The following is a 17,380-nucleotide window of genomic DNA, read 5'->3' as shown; positions in this document are numbered from 1 at the left end:
CCCCGGCCCCGGTCAGGGGGCCAACGGGGGGCGGGTTACCCCGGGGGGCCGGCCACCCCCCAAACCCCCCCGCCGGGCCAACTCTCCCAAAAAACGCGCCATACACCCGCCGGGCCCCCGATACCCGGGCCCCCGGCGATCGTTCCATCTTACCGCTTGCGCAAATCTGCCTCGGCCAGGTCGAGCGCCCTGCCAATGCGGTCGCAGGCCATGTCGATCGTCTCGCGCGTCCAGATCAGCGGCGGCGACAGGATCATCGTGTCGCCGGTGGCGCGCAGCATCATGCCCTGGGCAATCGCATGGTCGCGAACCATCACCGCCGCGCTGCCGGCCGGCAGGAAGCGCTCCTTGGTCGTCTTGTCCTTGACGATCTCGATCGCCCCCATCAGCCCGAACGAGCGCACCTCGCCGACCAGATCGTGCCCGCCGAGACGTTCCTGCAGCGCCTTGGCGAAGTAAGACCCGGTGTCGTTCCTGACGTGCTCGACCAGGCCCTCGCGCTCGATGATCTCGAGGTTCTTCAGCGCGACCGCGCAGGCCACCGGATGCCCGGCATAGGTGTAGCCGTGATAGAATTCGCCGCCCTTTTCGACCAGCGTCGCCGCGATGCGGTCGCCGACAAGCAGCGCCGACAGCGGCTGATAGCCGGAGGTCAGCGCCTTGGCCGTGGTGATGGTGTCGGGCTCGACGTCGAAGGCTTGTGCGGCGAACCATTCGCCGGTGCGGCCATAGCCGGTGATAACCTCGTCCAGCATCAGCAGTACATCGTATTTGCGGCAAATGCGCTGCACTTCCGGCCAATAGCTCATCGGCGGGATCTTCACCCCGCCTGCCCCCATCACCGGCTCGCCGATGAAGGCGGCGACCTTGTCGGCGCCAGCTTCGAGGATCGCGTCCTCGACCGCTTTTGCCGCGCGCAGGCCGAAATCATGGTCGCTTTCGCCAGGCAGTGCCAGCTCATAGGCATAGGGCATCATCACATGGACGATGTTGGGCACGGCGCCGCCGAGCTGCTTGTGCATCAAATCCATGCCGCCGAGCGAGGCACCGGCTATGGTCGAGCCGTGGTAGCCCATCTTGCGCGAGATGATGCGGTTCTTCTCGGGCCTGCCTTCCAGCACCCAATAGTGGCGGACGAGGCGCAGCGCCGTGTCGTTGGCCTCCGAACCGGATGAGCCGTAGAACACCTGGTTGATGTGCCTTGGCGCGATTTCCGCCAGCTTTTTCGACAGCAGAACCGGCGTCGGCGTCGAGCATTTGAAGAAGGAGTTGTAGTAGGGCAATTCCTTCATCTGGGCGTAGGCGGCGTCGGCAAGCTCGTCGCGGCCGTAGCCGACATTGACGCACCATAGCCCGGCCATGCCGTCGAGGATTTCCGTCCCTTCGGCATCGTAGATGAACGGACCGTTGGCGTGAGTGATGATGCGCGAGCCGGTCTCGCGCATCTCCTTGTGGTCGGTGAACGGATGAAGGTGATGCGCGGCATCGATCTGCTGAAGCTGCTTCAGCGAATAATTCTGGTAGGTCATGTCTGGTCTTTCCTCTTGAACCAATCCGGCAGCTTTCGCGCCGGGGCGGATTCGTTAGAGGACAGCGGGCGGCGAATAGCCGATACGGGCGCACAGCCGCAACAGCTCGGCGCGAAGCGTGCGCGGCGACGGCGTCACCGCCACCCCAAATGCGCACCCCGATTTCGCCAGCCGAGCCATGCATGTACCTTAGGCTGCCTCCAGCCCTCAGTTCAAGCCGTACCGGTCAAGCGATGTCGGTCAATTGGTGCCAGTCAGGGCCCGCTGCAGGAAGACGTACTTCATCGCCGCCTGTGCGGCCTGCGGCCGCCGATCGCCGCGCCCGCCATGCCCGCCCTCGGTCTCTTCGAAGAACAGCGTCTTGCCATGGCCCGCCGCCTGCAGCCGCGCCGCCATCTTGCGGGCATGGCCGGGATGGACGCGGTCGTCGGCAGTCGAGGTCGTCAGCAGTACCGGCGGATAGGCTGCATCCGTGTCTACATGCTGGTAGGGCGAATAGGAGGCGAGCCAAGCTGCCTCTTCCGGCTTCGCCGGATCGCCATACTCGGCCATCCATGACGCGCCGGGCGGCAGCTCGGTGTAACGCAGCATGTCGAGCAGCGGCACGTCGACGATCACCGCGCCGAACAATTCCGGGCGTTGCGTCAGCGAGACGCCAGTCAGCAAGCCCCCGTTCGAACCGCCCTGGATGCCCAGCGTGGCCGGTGTGGCGATGCCGCGTTTGACCAGATCTTGCGCCACCGCTGCGAAATCGTCGAATGCATTCTGGCGATTGGCCTTGAGCGCCGCCTGGTGCCAGTTCGGGCCGAACTCGCCGCCGCCGCGGATGTTGGCCTGCACATAGGCATTGCCCTTCTCCAGCCACAGCCTGCCGCGCACGCCGGCATAGCCGGGCAGCAGCGGCACTTCGAAGCCGCCATAGCCGTAAAGCAATGTCGGCACCGGCCCGTCCTGGTCGCGCCGCCTGACGACGAAGTACGGGATCATCGTGCCGTCCTTCGAGCGCGCCTCGAACTGTTCGGAGACCAGGGACGACGCATCGAAGCGCGCCGGCTGCGACTTCACCGTTGCCAGCGCCGCGGCATTATCGTCCGACCAGATGATCGAGCTCGGCGTCAGGAAATCGGTGAAGGAGAAGGAGACGCTGGAGCCGAAATGCTCGGCATGGCTGATGCCGACATTGCCGTTTTCGGGCAATGCAACGGGCTTGAACTCCCAGCCGCTGTCGCTGCGCTCGCCGGCAATGACCTTGCCGCGCACATTGTCCATCAAATTGATGAACAGCCGGGCCTGCGTGCGGGCGATGCCGGCGATCGAGACACGGTGCGCCGGCTCGAGCACGATATCGATGGATCCGAACAGACCGGTTTCGATCCAGCGCTCGAAATCGAGTGAATAGAGCCCGTCGGGCTTGCACAGCGTGCCGTCCGGCGCCGTCCACGGGGTACGCACGCCGAAGACAAGCTGGCCCTTGAACAGCGCCGTATCGGTGACGTCGTCCGGCAACGGGATGCGCCGGTTCTCGCCAGAAGGCAGCCGCAGGAAACTGTGCGAGGCGAAGAAGTCGAGCGTCCGGGCCAGGAAGACGTGGCGCCTGTCACCGTCGAATTCGACGGATCCGCCGGCGGCGAGATCCTGCTTCAGCGCCTCGAAGATCGGCATCGCCGCTTCCAGTGGCGTGCCGCGCCGCCAGAGCTTGACCACGCGCGGATAGCCGGACTGGGTCTTGTCGTCCTCCTCGAAGGCGGCGGAAACGATGACCGTGTCCTCGTCCAGCCAGCTGAAGTTCGATTTGGAGGCGGGAGCACGAAAGCCACCCTCGACGAAGGACCTGCTTTCGATATCGAATTCGCGCATCTCGCTGGCATCGCCGCCATCCGGCGACAGGCTGAGCAGGCAGCGGCTGAAATCGGGGTAAAGCCGGCTGGCGCCGCTGAACACCCATTTCACCCCCTCTTCCGCCGCCAGACTGTCGAAGTCAATGATCGTCTGCCAATCCGGCTTGTCGGTCTTGTAGGACGCGACGGTGGTGCGCCGCCAGAGGCCGAGTACGTTCGTGCGGTCCTGCCAGAAATTATAGACATGGCCGTTGATAGCGGCCCCGACGGCGATGTTATCCTCGGCCGTCATCAGGTCGAGCGCGGTCTGGAACGTTGCCTGGTAGGACGGGTCACCCTGCAATTCGGCGACAGTGATTTCATTCTGGCGATGAACCCAGTCGAGCGCTCGCTGGTCAGTCCTGCCCTCCAGCCAGAGGAAGGGATCTTCGGCCGCCGGATCCGGTTGGGCCTGGCTGTTCAATTTGGTCATGAGGTCTCCGGTTGAGTCGGGCGTCGGCATCGCCAAGATCGATATGGGGCCGCTTATATTCAAGTCATTTGCGTCAGAACGGCGACTTCAGGCATTCACACCATCCGCCTTCGGATGACCGTTACAATCGCCAGCGCCAGGCAAATTGCGCCAAGCGTGAGCGGCAGGCCGCCTGCGCCAAGAACATCCATGGCGCCGCCCGCCAGCGGCGGCACGGCGATGCCGCCGACGCCCCACATCAAAGAGAAGGCGGCGTTGCCGGCGACCAGCGCCGAGCCGGTGAACCGCTCGCCGAGCTCGATGATCGACATCGTGTAGATGCCGTAGGAAACCGCACCCCAGATGAAGACGCATGGCCATATGAGCGGCGTCTCGATGAGAACCGGCAACAGCACGCATCCGAGCACCGTCACCGCCACACAGATGAACCGCACCAGCCGCGCCGTCAGCCGTTCCGCCAACAGGCCGAGCGGCACCTGCATGGCGATATTGCCGGCGATCATCACTGACAGCAGCGCCGACATGCGCGCTTCGGCGATGCCGTAATGCGTTCCGTAGACCGGAAGCAAGGCGAGCACTGCCTGTTCGAAACCGGCGGCCACCACGACCGCCGACAACAGCAGCCACGCCTGCGGCACGAATCCCAGCACCGAAACCCGGTGCCCGCTCTCGTCGACCCTCGGCAGCCGCACCAGCACAGAGGCCAGGCAGGCGCCGCAAAACAGGAATGCGCCGATGCCGACCAGAAACGGCGGCCATCCCACGGTGCCGACCGCAAGCAGGCACAGCGGCCCCGCCGCAAAGCCCGCCGAAATGATCGTCGAATAGATGCCCATGACGCGGCCGCGGCGTGCTGGCGGCGCCAGTGCGATCACCCAGACTTCGCTCAGCACATAGAGCGGGTTGGTGACCCCACCGATCAAAAAGCGCAGCGGAAACCACAGATAGACATTTTGCGTCCAGCCGATCAGCCCCAGCACCAGCGCGGAAAGTGCCGCGCAAGTAAGCGCGGTGCGGCCGGCCCCGAAACGGCGCGACAGAGCCGGAACCAGCGGTGAGGACACGATGAAGCCGATCGGCGTCATTGCCGCCGACAGGCCGATCATGGCCGGCGAGATGCCCTGGCGCTGCAGGATGAAGCTCAACAGCGGATAGCTCAGCCCTTGCGCAATGGCGAACACCGAGACGGTGGCGATCACGCCGGTGATCGCCGCCCATTGCACTGTCTCGCCGCTGTTCTGTTCCGTCCGGTCCATGATGCAGGATTAGCGTTTCGGTTCCGTCGCAGTAAGCACCGGCACCGAAAACCGCTTGCGCCAGCCGGAACGCGATCAAGAGGCTGACGATCCCGCCGGCTGCCCCCACGGCATGTCGCTTCCCTCGTCCTAGTGGTCGCCGCCTCCGCAATGGCCGCACGGCCGGCAGTCCATTATGCCGCCGCATTGCCGCAGCGTACGAGGACTATCATGACCGCCGCCCTTCAGCCCGCCGAACCGGCACTGGCAAACGACCGCGCCCGTCGCGGCGGCCGCGCGGGGAAGCGTGCCGGCGGATCGGCGGCGTTCGACCAGCCGCCGTTTCGCCAGTTGAAGAACCCGCTGACGCCGACCCGGCTGGTTTCCGACGACGAGCTGGAATCCATCCACCTCGCCTCTCTGCGCGTGCTGCGGGAAATCGGCGTCGACGTGCTGCATGACGAAGCCCGGCGCATCATGAAGGCGCATGGCGCCGATGTCCGCGAAGGCAGCGAGCGGGTGCGCTTCGACAGCGACATGATCCTGGAACTGGTTGCGCACTGCCCGCCGGAATTCACCATCCACGCCCGCAACCCGGCGCATAATGTGCGCTTCGGCGGCGATAATCTGATCATCTCGATGATGGCGTCGGCACCCAATTGCTCCGACGTCGACCGCGGCCGCCGGCCGGGCAACCAGCAGGACTACCGCAACTTTCTCAAGCTTGCGCAGATGCACAACATATTGAATTGCACGGGCGGTTATCCGGTCGAGCCGATCGATATCCATCCGTCCGTGCGCCACCTCGAATGCATCCGTGACCTCGCCACGCTGACCGATAAGATGTTCCACATCTATTCGCTCGGCAAAGAGCGCAACGTCGACGGCATCGAGATCACCAGGATCGCACGTGGCATCAGTCACGATCAGTTGCTTGCAGAGCCGTCGGTATTCACCATCATCAACACCAATTCGCCGCTCAAGCTCGACGTACCGATGATGGAAGGCATCATCCAGATGTCGAGCAAGGGCCAGGTGGTCATCGTGACGCCGTTCACCCTGTCGGGCGCCATGGCGCCGGTGACGATTGCCGGCGCGCTGGTGCAACAGAATGCCGAGGCGCTGTCCGGCATCGCTTTCGCGCAGATGGTGCGCAAGGGCGCGCCTGTCGGCTACGGCGGCTTCACCTCGAATGTCGACATGAAGTCCGGCGCGCCGGCCTTCGGCACGCCGGAATATATGAAGGCGCAGCTGGTCGGCGGGCAGCTCGCCCGCCGCTACAACATCCCCTACCGCACCTCCAACACCTGCGCCGCCAACACCGTCGACGCGCAAGCCGCCTATGAAAGCGTGTTCTCGCTGTGGGGCGCCATCCAGGGCGGCGGCAATCTGATGATGCATGCCGCCGGCTGGCTCGAAGGCGGCCTGCGCTGCTCCTACGAGAAGACCATCCTCGACATAGACCTGTTGCAGATGGTCGCCGAGTTCCTGACGCCGCTCGATCTTTCCGACGAGGCGCTCGGTTTCGACGCCATCCAGTCGGTCGGCCCCGGCGGCCATTTCTTCGGCACCCAGCACACGCAGGACCGCTACAAGACCGCCTTCTATGCGCCGATCATTTCGGACTGGCGCAATTTCGAGAGTTGGGCGGAGGCCGGATCGCCGACCGCGCTCGAAAAAGCCAATCGCGTCTGGAAGGAGCGGCTGGCCTCCTATGAAGAGCCTTATATGGACCCGGCGATCCGCGAGGAGCTCAACGCTTTCGTCGACAAGCGCCGGGCCGAAGGCGGCGCCCCGACCGATTTCTGATCATCTGATGAGTAGTCGACCCCCACTCCGTCGAGCTTCGCTCGACACCTCTCCCCCGATCGACGGGGTAGAGGAAGGGCGCGAAACGATTCCAGTTGGCGCCCTTCCTTTCCCCCCGGAGGGGGGAGAGGTGGCGCCGCGAAGCGGCGACGGAGTGGGGGAAGCCGTTCATGAAACGCGCAGCCGCCGCAAAACAGGCACAACCCAGCGAGCGCGTAGCCTGCGGCAAGCAGACAATCAGGCCGAAGCACTGCTTTGGCCTGAACTAAAGGCGCGCAAGCTTGGCGGCTATCGCTTTACGCGTCAGTTCTCCATCGGCGCCTTTTTTGCAGACTTTGTCTGCCGCGAAAAATGGCTTGTTGTTGAAGCCGACGGACAACAGCACGCCGGCAGTTCATATGACCGCCGCCGCGATGATTTCATGCGCGCCCAAGGCTACTCGATCCTGCGTCTTTGGAGCCATGACGTCCTGAAACATCGTACTTCCGTCTGTGAAACCATTCTTGCCGCGCTTGATGGCAGGCTGGCCGAAAACATCGCTGTATTCGATCTCCGCTTTGTTTTCGCGCCCCGCTCACTCGATTCAATCTCTTCAAAAACGGAACTATCTTCATGAAATCTCATGCAAAAGCGGTTGTTATCGGCGGCGGCGTCGTTGGCTGCTCGGTGCTCTATCATCTGGCCAAGGCCGGCTGGACCGACATCATGCTGATCGAACGTTCGGAGCTCACCTCCGGCTCGTCCTGGCATGCGGCGGGCGGCTTTCATACGCTGAACGGCGATCCCAACGTCGCCAAGCTGCAGGCCTATACCGTGCAGCTTTACAAGGAGATCGAGGAGATTTCCGGCCAATCCTGCTCGCTGCACCTGACCGGCGGCGTCATGATGGCCGACACGCCAGAGCGCATGGACTTCCTTCGCCTCGCCCATGCGAAGGGCCGCTATCTCGGCATGGACACCGAACTGATCACGCCGTCCGAAGCCAAGGCGATGTTCCCGCTGATGGACGAGACGAATTTCGTCGGCGCTATGTGGGATCCAGTCGAGGGCCACCTCGACCCTTCCGGCACCACCCACGCCTATGCCAAAGCCGCCCGGAAGCTCGGCGCCGAGATCGTGCTGCGCAACCGCGTCGTCGAACTGACGCAGGAGGTCGACGGCACCTGGAACGTCGTTACCGAGCAAGGCACGATCAAAGTCGAGCATGTCGTCAACTGCGGCGGCCTTTGGGCGCGCGAGATCGGTCGCATGGTGGGCGTCGAGCTGCCGGTGCTGGCGATGGAGCACATGTATCTCCTGACCGAGCCGATGCCGGAGGTCGAGGAATTCAACAAGTCGACCGGGCGCGAGATGATCGGCGTGCTCGACTTCAAGGGCGAGATCTATACCCGCCAGGAACGCAACGGCATCCTGCTCGGCACCTATGAAAAGGCCTGCAAGCCGTGGTCGCCGGTCAACACGCCTTGGGATTTCGGCCACGAGTTGCTGCAGCCCGACATCGACCGCATCGCGCCGTCGCTCGAGATCGGCTTCAAGCACTTTCCCGGCATCGAGAAAGCCGGCATCAAGCAGATCATCAACGGCCCCTTCACCTTCGCGCTCGACGGCAACCCGCTGGTTGGCCCCGTGCAGGGCCTGACCAATTTCTGGTGCGCCTGCGCCGTCATGGCCGGCTTCAGCCAGGGCGGCGGCGTCGGCCTGGCGCTGTCGAATTGGATGGTCCATGGCGACCCCGGCTTCGACGTCTGGGGCATGGACGTTGCGCGCTTCGGCGAATGGGCAACGCTGCGCTATACCAACGCAAAGGTGCGCGAAAATTATTCGCGCCGTTTCTCCATCCGCTTTCCCAACGAGGAATTGCCGGCGGCAAGACCGGCGCAGACGACCCCGCTTTACGACACCATGCTCGCCAACAACGCCGTCATGGGCGACAGCTGGGGTCTCGAAACCCCGCTCTGGTTCGCGCCGAAAGGCTCGGAGCCGAAGGACATCGTGTCCTTCCACCGTTCGAATGATTTCGGCGCGATCGGCGAGGAAGTGCGCGCCACCCGCGAGAGGGTCGGCGTCACCGAGATCGCCAACTTCGCCAAATACGAAGTCTCCGGACCTGGGGCCGAGGATTTCCTCAACCGGCTGATGACCAACCGCATGCCGAAGACCGGCCGCATCGTGCTGACGCCAATGCTGAACGAGTTCGGCAGGCTGATCGGCGACTTCACCATCGCCAAGGCGGGCGAAGAACGCTTCATGATCTGGGGTTCTTCCGCAGCGCAAAAATATCACATGCGCTGGTTCGAGAAGCATCTGCCGAAGGACGGTCCAAGGGCGTCAGAGGTGCGCATCCACCGCTTCGACCAGACGCTGGTTGGCCTCTCCATCGCCGGGCCGAAATCGCGCGACCTGCTGCAGAGACTGGTCGATGCCGACATCTCGACCAAGGTCTTCCGCTTCATGGATTTCCGCGAGATGGCGGTCGGCGGCGCGCCCTGCATGGTCAACCGCATCACCTACACCGGCGATCTCGGCTATGAGATCTGGATGGCGCCGGCCTATCAGCGTCTGGTCTACAAGGCGATCAAGGAGGCCGGCGAAGAGTTCGGACTTGTTGATTTCGGCATGCGCGCCCTGCTCTCGATGCGGCTTGAAAAGAACTTTCCGACCTGGTTCCGCGAGCTACGTCCGATCTACGGACCGTTCGAAGGTTCGATGGACCGCTTTATCAAGCTGGAGAAGAACGATTTCATCGGCCGCGAGGCAGCGGCCAAGGAACAGGCGGCAGGGCCGAAGCTGCGCCGCGTTTCCTTTATCGTCGATGCTGCGGATGCCGACGTCATGGGCGACGAGCCGATCTGGGCCAAGGTCGGCGACAAGGATTTCGGCACGGTAGAAAAGCCGCATGGCTATGGCGCGCCGCGCTTCGACGCGGGCGGCAAGGAAGTGCGCGGCTCGAACGCCGCTGAAGGCGCGTCTGCCGTGCGCGGTATTGTCGACGGCAACTGGCGCGTGGTCGGCTGGGTCACCTCCGGCGGCTATGCGCATTATGTCGAGAAGTCGATGGCGCAAGGCTACGTACCGGCAGTGCTTGCCGAAAACGAGAGCGCCGGGCTGTTCGAGATCGAGATCCTTGGACACCGGCGGTCGGCGCGCATCAACGTCGAGCCGCCCTTCGACCCGAGTGGCGAAAAGATGCGAACGTAGGTGCAGCCAGCCGGTCGCATTGTGCGGAGCACGCTCTTCATGCTAGCCCAGCCGGCAACTGTGCCGGCAGGGGCGATGAGACTTCCTTGAAGTACGACATGAAATGGGCCGAGTGGCTGGCCGAGGGACGGATCGGCCCCTTCCCGGCGGCGATCGTCATGGTCGCGGCTTATTTTGCCTTGCAGACCATCATACTGTCCCTGTTGAGCTCTTGGGCGGGAACCGGCGTCGGCATCGACGATGCGGAGCAGCTGATCTATGTACCGTATCTCTGGGCTGGATATGGCGGCTCGCAACCACCTCTCTACACCTGGATCAATTGGCTGGCCGCGCATGTTTTCGGCACCAGTATCTTCACGCTGAAGCTCGTCAAATACTCAGTGCTGTTCCTCGCCGCCTGCAGCGTGTTCGCCGCCATGCGGCGGTTCGGCTACACCAAGGCGACAGCGGCGGCGGCCATGTTCGGCCTGTTTACGATCCCGCAGGTCGTCTGGGAATCGCAGCGCGCTTTGTCGCATTCCGTCGCCGTCGTCGGCTTCTGCTCGCTGCTCCTGCTCACCATGGCCTATCTTCTCGAGCGGCGTAGCATGATTGCCTATGCGGCGTTTGGCCTGGCCACGGCGGCGGCAATTCTTGCCAAGTATAACGATGTCTTCCTCGTGGTGGCCCTTGTTGCGGCAGCGCTGTCGCTGCGCGAATTGCGCAGCGCCATCCTTGATCCAAAGTTCGCAATCAGCATAGCGGTCGCGATATTGGTGCTGGCACCAACCACCTATTGGAGCCTCATGCATCCCGCCGATTTATTGTCGAGAGGCGAGAAGTTCGGAATAGACCCGCAACAAGGGCGCATCGCGGCGGCCTTTGTCGGCGCCGGCAAGTTTGTCATGGGGACCTTCAATTTCGCGGTCTTGCCGGTGCTCGTTTCCGCGCTGGCCTTCGGGGTGGCGAAGTTCCGTTTCTCCGAGCGGCACCCGAAACGTCCGGCCAGGGAAATTCTGTTGTGGCGCAGCTTGGCGCTCGGCTTGGCCATGCTGGCAATACTTGTGCTGGCCACCGGCGTGACGGTTGTCAAGGACCGCTGGCTGCTGCCGGTCCTGTTCATGTTGCCGCTGGCCATCGTCGCCACTATGGAACGGCTGGCGCCGCGCGGCAGGAATGCGCAGCTCCTGGTGATCGCGGCTGGAGCGATCATCGCCGTGTTGCTCGCGCCCGCTACTTGGTACGTCCAGATAAACGGGACCAGTGGCCTCTCCCGCATGATCCGCTTGGATTACCCGGCCCTCTATCGCCAACTGACCGCGGACGGACCGGTGAAAACTGCAATATCCGACGGTGCATGGGTCGGCAACCTGCGGCTGGTCGACGAAAAACTGGTCGCACTTGACCAGGAAGTGCCTAATTTCGAAACGCTGATGCGGGGGCCGGCCGTACTCGTCTGGCTTGACCACGACGATCCGCGGCCGGTCATTTTGGACCAGCTCAAAGCGGCCGGCTATCAGCCGGACGGCCAACCGCGGCAAATCATGGTTCCGCTGTTGCGTGGCACCGACAAGTCCGCCCGGCCCGGCGCATTCGTCCGACTGAAGAGAATGGAAGGAGCCATGGCGCCCAAGGAAGGCGCTGGCGAAGGAGTCGAGGGTGGACAGGAATCCGACTGACCGGCCCCGTCATCATCGCAAGATCATGCCGTTCGAGCCGGAGGACTCGATCGATGCGCTGCGCAAAAAATCGCGCCTGAAGGCCGCTGAACTCAACCAGCATCTGCTGGGCTATGGTGCGCTGGCGGAAGCCGAGTGGCAGGCGGCGGGTATTGCCGCTCCTGACCTGCCCGCCATGCGCCGATACCGGCTCGAGCGCATCCGCGCCGAGCTGAAGCGCCGCGACTATGCGGGAGCCCTGCTCTACGATCCGGTCAACATCCGCTACGCGACCGATGCGACCAACATGCAGCTCTGGGTTGCGCACAATCCGACCAGGCATTGTTTCGTCGCCACCGATGGGCCGGTGGTACTGTTCGACTATTTTTCCTGTGAGCACCTTTCCGACCATTCCGGCGTCGTCGACGAGGTGCGGCCGGCGGTGTCGTGGGCGTATCTCTACAGCGGCGAGCTGACCGAGCAAAAAGTCCGCCGCTGGGCAGCCGGCATCGCCGAGCTGGTATTGGAACATGGCGGGGGCAATCGCCGTATCGCGGTCGATCACATCAACCCCGAGGGCATCGAGGAACTCGCCCGTCTCGGCATTTCGACCGGCAATGGCGAGGCGGTGATGGAAAATGCGCGGCTGATCAAATCGCCCGACGAGATCCTTGCCATGCGCCGGGCGATCGTCGCTTGCGAGGCGGCGATGGGCGAGATGGAGCAGGCGCTGAGGCCTGGCATCTCCGAGAACGAATTGTGGGCCGAACTCCATCGCGGCAACATCGCGCGCGGCGGCGAATGGATCGAAACCCGGCTCCTGTCGTCGGGTCCGCGCACCAATCCGTGGTTCCAGGAGTGTTCGTCGCGGACGATCGAGGCCGGCGATCTCGTCGCCTTCGACACCGACCTGATCGGTCCTTACGGCTTCTGCGCCGACCTGTCGCGCACCTGGCTTTGCGGTGACGCGCCGCCGTCGCAGCAACAGCGTGACCTGTTTCAGATCGCTGCCGACCAGATCGCCCACAACACCGAGCTGATGCGGCCGGGCATATCCTTCCGCGATCTCGTCGAGGGCTCGTCGGTGCCGCCGGGAGACTGCTTCCCGGCACGCTACGGGGTGCTCTATCACGGCGTCGGCCTGGCCGACGAATACCCGACATTGCCGCATGCCGGCGACTGGACCGACGACACGCCGGACGGCGTGCTTGTGTCAGGCATGGTGCTGTGCGTCGAGAGCTACATCGGCAGGCTTGGCGGCTACGAAGGCGTCAAGATCGAGGAACAGATCCTGATCACCGACACCGGCAACGAGAAGCTTTCGACCTATCCGCTCGACAATCGGCTGCTTGGGGGCTGAGCGAACCTAATGCATGTCGCGCAAAAGTGTGCAGCGGTTTTGCGATAACGACATGCGTAAAACAAGAATTTAAAGCGCGTCGCATGAGGCCGACCGGACGCGACGCGCTTTATGCGAGCGCCTCGATCGCCTCGCGCATCATGGCGACGATCGTTTCCGGCGTCCTGCTGGCCGTGATGAACGGCAATCCTTTGCGCCGCCTTGTCCAGCCGACGACCGTCATCTTCTGCGCTGCAGGCTCGAAACGCTGCGCCAGCGCCCAGCTCTCGCAGTCGATCGCCGCGACGTCGGCCCTGCCCTCGGCAACAGCAACAATCGAAGCGCGGTGCCCCCAGCTTTCGCTCAGCGCGGAAAAGATATCCAAACTCTCGCCCAGTGCTTGCAGGTCGCGTGTCGGCGCGATGATGCCCGACATGGAATCGAGGCTGTTGAAGGTGAAACGTTTGCCGCGAAGCTGATCGAGCGGAATGACGGCGCCGCCGTCGGCCGGCGACCTTGCCGGCGGTGCCTCGCCCGCCCTCATGACGATGGCGCTCGAATAGAGTTCGCCCTGTCCGCCCTCAAAGGCGTCGTAGCGCGGCTGGCCGACGAGGTGGACACGCTGCGACAGGCCGAGTTCCATCGGTCCCCAGCAGGTTTGCGCAAAGAGCAGCGCCGGGTGCAGCCAGAGCCGGTGAAAATCCAACTCGTCCGGCGGCAATGTCGCCGGATCGGGCGCGATGAGTTTTCCCTGATCGTCGCGAATACCGCCAGGCACCGGGGGCAAATCGCCATTGCGGCGGATAATCGTCTCCGGCGCATCGATGCCTTTTTGTCTGAAAGCATCGCGCAGCCGCGCCCATTCTGCGTCGACCTCGTCCCGTGCTTCCGGCCAGTCGTACATCGGCAAAGCCGCAATGAATTCGCTCATGCCGGGATTTGACCGTTATGCAGGGAAATTGACAAGGTCAGGAAAGCGTTGCCCGCGCGGCAGCGCCTGCAATGCCGCAAGGATCATTCCTTCGGCGGCTCGGCGGGTACCGGTGCGCTGCCAAGCCCATTGAGGCTGCGTGCCCTGACGCGCGGCTTGAATGCGCGTCCTGGTTCCGGCATGCGCCGCAGCACGGGATGGACGATCGGTTCCTTCGCCTTGAAGGCATAGGCCTTGAGCAGCGCGAAATAGTTCGGATAGGCGTAGCCATTGTTCATCCGCAGCCACTCGTCGCGGCGGTCGCGAAACAGCTTCGGCAGCCTGTACCAGGCCACCGTCGGGCTCTTGTGATGGACGAAATGCAGATTGTTGTTGAGGAACAGGAAGGACAGCGGCGAGCGCTCGACGATGATCGTGCGGCCTTCCGGATGTTCAGACCATTGATGCTCGGCGTAGGTGCGGATCGAAATCAGCGACTGCCCAAGCCACACCGGCACCAGTATGTAGAGCCACAACGGCATGCCGAAGCCGAACTGCACGACAGGCAACACTACGGCGAGGCCGATCGCGTGCAGCAGCCATGCCTTGCGGATGGAATTGTCGCCCGCGGCAACCTGCCTGGCGTCGTCGATGAAGAAGCCGATGCAGGAAAGCCACGGACCGAGCACCAAACGCCCGAGCATCGTGTTGTTGACCTTCAGCAGGAACTTCATAGCCGACGGCAACTCCTCGTGCTGCCAGAGCGCCTTGTAATAGCTTTCGGGATCGTCGAGCGGATCGGTCAGGCGCTCGTCTGCATGGTGGCGCAGATGAATGGTCTTGAACCTGCGAAACGGCCAGACAAGGCCAATCGGCAGGAACACAACGGCTTCGTTCAGCCGCGCGTTCCGGGTTGGGTGGCCGTGCAGGGCCTCGTGCATCAGCGAGGATTGCAGCGCCGCAACCAGGGCCAGAAGGGCGAGCGCCAACAGCGGGTAGGATGGCCAGAGCAGAAAGCCGGTAGCGAGCCAGCCGCCGTAGCAGAAAAGTGCGAGAAACACCGTCGGCCATTCGATGGTCGCCGCGCCATGTCGCCTGTTGCCCATGCTCGTCATGCTATCGACCACTGCCTTCCAGTCGCCGGAACCCGTTTGATTCCTGACAGAATTGTGTCAGGAGCGTTGCATTGCTGCAACGCGATAAAGCGCACAAACTGTTGCGATTGCGCATTTCCGGCTGCAGATGTTATCTATTGTAAACAAGCTCGTAGATTCATTTGCGCTCGAAACGCCATGTAGACCGCTTCGGCGCAAAATTTTGCTCACGTCAGGGAGAGTAGAGATTTGGACAAGCGCGACCTGTCGACGATCTTTCGCGAGCGCCTGAAAATGCTCTTGACAAGGTCCGATTTGAACCAGTCGGCCTTCGCCGCCGCGGTTGGCATCGACCGTTCGGCGCTGTCGCAGCTGCTCTCCGGCGCGTCGATCCGCCTTCCCCGCGCCGAAACGCTGCTCAACATCGCCGCCGAATTCAAAGTCTCGCTCGACTGGCTGCTCGGCCTCAGCCAAGACGAGGGCGTCACCGGTGAAATCCGCGAGAGCCTTGAGATCGAGGAGGCGCCGGACGGCTTCGACCGCACGCTGCTGGCTCGCTGGCATGCCGAGGCGGCGGGAACGAAAATCCGCTACGTGCCGGCCGGCATTCCCGATCTTCTGCGCACCGAGGCGCTTGTCGACTATGAAGCCGTCATCGCCAACAAGAGCCGCGAGGCACAGGCCGGCGAAACGCAGTACCGCATCGACTACAACCGACGGCCCGAAACCGACATGGAAGTCTGTATGCCGCGCCACACGCTGGAGATCTTCGCGCGCGGGCTGGGCGTGTGGGACCGCTTTCCGGAGGCCGACCGCCACCAGCAGCTCCTGCACATGGCGACGCTACTCGACGACCTCTATCCCACCTTCCGCCTGTTTCTCTATGACGGGCGGATGCGCTATTCGATCCCGTACACCATCTTCGGGCCCTATCGCGCAGCCATTTACGTCGGCGACATGTATCTGGTGCTGAACGCCACGCAGCCGATCCGCATCCTGACCAGCCATTTCGACAATCTGATCCGTGCCGCGGACGTCAACGCGCATGAAGCGGCCAGCTTCACACGAAAGCTGGCGGAGATGCGATTTTGACCGGTTGCTCTCCGTGTCGACATTGACGGCACATAAAGAATTCTTTATATCCTTATCTCAGTTATTCTTCCGGGAAGGCGTATTTCACATGACCAATCCGATCGACGCTCTGCTTGCCGAAAAGGGCGTCCTGCTCGCCGATGGCGCCACCGGCACCAATCTGTTCGCGATGGGCCTTGAGGCCGGAGAGGCTCCTGAGCTCTTGAACGAGACCGCGCCCGACACCATCACCAGCCTGCACCAGAACTTTGTCGATGCCGGCGCCGACATCATCCTGACCAACTCTTTTGGCGGGACCCGCCATCGGCTCAAGCTGCACCATGCGCAGGACCGCGTCCACGCACTGAACAAGCGCGCCGCCGAGATCGCAAGCGCCGTCGCCGGCAAGGCCGGCCGCAAGGTGATCGTGGCCGGCTCAGTCGGCCCGACCGGCGAATTGCTGGTGCCGCTCGGCGCCATGACCTATGACGAGGCGGTCGAGGCCTTTGCCGAGCAGATCGAGGGCCTGAAGGCCGGCGGCGCCGAAGTCGCCTGGATCGAAACCATGTCGGCGCCGGACGAGATCCGTGCCGCCGCCGAAGCCGCCATCCGCGTCGGCTTGCCCTATACCTATACCGGCTCCTTCGACACCGCCGGCCGCACCATGATGGGGCTGCTGCCGAAGGACATCCACGGTGTCGTCGACGGCCTGTCGCAGACGCCGCTCGGTGTCGGCGCAAATTGCGGTGTCGGCGCCTCCGATATTCTCGCTTCGCTGCTCGACATGACCGAGGCGAAGCCCGAGGCAACGGTGATCGTCAAGGGCAATTGCGGCATCCCCGAATTTCGCGGTGCCGAGATCTACTATTCGGGCACGCCCGAGCTGATGGCCGATTATGTGCGCCTGGCCGTCGATGCCGGCGCCAAGATCGTCGGCGGCTGCTGCGGTACCTCGTTCCAGCACCTTGCCGCCATGCGCAAGGCGCTCGATGCGCACACCAGGTCGGATCGCCCGACCGTCGAGCAGATCGTCGAACGCATCGGCCCGATGCGCAACAAGCAGGCGACGGTCAACGTCGCCGAGACCAGCGAAGCCCGCCGCGAACGGCGCCGCGGACGCGCCTGACGCTTTCGGCTGCGACGCGGTCCGCGAAGCGGTGCAGCCACGAAAAAAGGCCGGCAAGGTTTCCCTCGCCGGCCTGCCTCACCCGCCCGTAGGCCGGTTCCCCCTGTCAGAACGATCCCATC

12 protein-coding genes are annotated in these 17,380 nt (G+C 63.5%); 7 read left to right on the top strand and 5 right to left on the bottom strand.

What is annotated here, in order from left to right; all coding sequences use genetic code 11:
* Window positions 1–149: 149 nt before the first annotated feature.
* From NKH43_RS29375 to NKH43_RS29365, 3 genes are all read right to left on the bottom strand, one after another.
* A complete protein-coding gene (locus NKH43_RS29375; RefSeq protein WP_352861084.1) occupies window positions 150–1,529 on the bottom strand; it encodes an aspartate aminotransferase family protein in 1,380 nt (459 codons plus the stop codon).
* Window positions 1,530–1,769: 240 nt separating this feature from the next.
* Window positions 1,770–3,839 (bottom strand): prolyl oligopeptidase family serine peptidase, encoded by a 2,070-nt coding sequence (locus NKH43_RS29370; protein ID WP_352791992.1) that lies wholly within the window; start codon window positions 3,837–3,839, stop codon window positions 1,770–1,772.
* Between the two features lie 95 nt (window positions 3,840–3,934).
* The gene (locus NKH43_RS29365; RefSeq protein ID WP_352861082.1) at window positions 3,935–5,095 is read right to left on the bottom strand and encodes an MFS transporter; all 1,161 of its coding nucleotides are present in this window, start codon (window positions 5,093–5,095) and stop codon (window positions 3,935–3,937) included.
* 210 nt (window positions 5,096–5,305) lie between these two features.
* Between NKH43_RS29365 and NKH43_RS29360 the strand changes: the two genes are divergently transcribed.
* From NKH43_RS29360 to NKH43_RS29340, 5 genes are all read left to right on the top strand, one after another.
* Window positions 5,306–6,883 carry a trimethylamine methyltransferase family protein gene (locus NKH43_RS29360; RefSeq protein ID WP_352861080.1) on the top strand — a complete coding sequence of 526 codons (1,578 nt, stop codon included), beginning with the start codon at window positions 5,306–5,308 and terminating at the stop codon, window positions 6,881–6,883.
* Between the two features lie 130 nt (window positions 6,884–7,013).
* Window positions 7,014–7,499: an endonuclease domain-containing protein gene (locus NKH43_RS29355; RefSeq protein ID WP_352861078.1), complete on the top strand. Its 486-nt coding sequence runs from the start codon at window positions 7,014–7,016 to the stop codon at window positions 7,497–7,499.
* Window positions 7,496–10,081, top strand: a complete 2,586-nt coding sequence (locus NKH43_RS29350) for a GcvT family protein (protein WP_352861077.1) — start codon at window positions 7,496–7,498, stop codon at window positions 10,079–10,081. Before NKH43_RS29355 ends, NKH43_RS29350 begins: the two co-directional genes overlap by 4 nt.
* An 86-nt stretch (window positions 10,082–10,167) precedes the next feature.
* Window positions 10,168–11,739: a glycosyltransferase family 39 protein gene (locus tag NKH43_RS29345; RefSeq protein WP_352861075.1), complete on the top strand. Its 1,572-nt coding sequence runs from the start codon at window positions 10,168–10,170 to the stop codon at window positions 11,737–11,739.
* Between the two features lie 25 nt (window positions 11,740–11,764).
* Entirely contained in the window at window positions 11,765–13,078 is a 1,314-nt protein-coding gene (locus tag NKH43_RS29340) for a M24 family metallopeptidase (RefSeq protein WP_352861092.1), read from the top strand.
* Between the two features lie 109 nt (window positions 13,079–13,187).
* On the opposite strand, the gene NKH43_RS29335 is transcribed toward NKH43_RS29340, so the two are convergent.
* Window positions 13,188–13,988 (bottom strand): phosphate/phosphite/phosphonate ABC transporter substrate-binding protein, encoded by an 801-nt coding sequence (locus NKH43_RS29335; protein WP_352861073.1) that lies wholly within the window; start codon window positions 13,986–13,988, stop codon window positions 13,188–13,190.
* Between the two features lie 83 nt (window positions 13,989–14,071).
* Window positions 14,072–15,082, bottom strand: a complete 1,011-nt coding sequence (locus tag NKH43_RS29330) for a fatty acid desaturase (protein WP_352861072.1) — start codon at window positions 15,080–15,082, stop codon at window positions 14,072–14,074.
* A 228-nt stretch (window positions 15,083–15,310) separates the two neighbouring features.
* Between NKH43_RS29330 and NKH43_RS29325 the strand changes: the two genes are divergently transcribed.
* On the top strand, window positions 15,311–16,153 hold the full coding sequence (locus tag NKH43_RS29325) for a helix-turn-helix domain-containing protein (protein ID WP_352861070.1): 843 nt from the start codon (window positions 15,311–15,313) through the stop codon (window positions 16,151–16,153).
* Window positions 16,154–16,241: 88 nt separating this feature from the next.
* Window positions 16,242–17,258 carry a betaine--homocysteine S-methyltransferase gene (gene bmt, locus NKH43_RS29320; RefSeq protein WP_023719944.1) on the top strand — a complete coding sequence of 339 codons (1,017 nt, stop codon included), beginning with the start codon at window positions 16,242–16,244 and terminating at the stop codon, window positions 17,256–17,258.
* Window positions 17,259–17,380 lie beyond the last annotated feature (122 nt).

The organism is Mesorhizobium sp. M1163, from assembly GCF_040318415.1.
In the GTDB taxonomy this organism is placed as follows: Bacteria; Pseudomonadota; Alphaproteobacteria; order Rhizobiales; family Rhizobiaceae; genus Mesorhizobium.
Note: the sequence above shows the minus strand (reverse complement) of the source record. Positions and strands in the feature narration are given on the sequence as shown.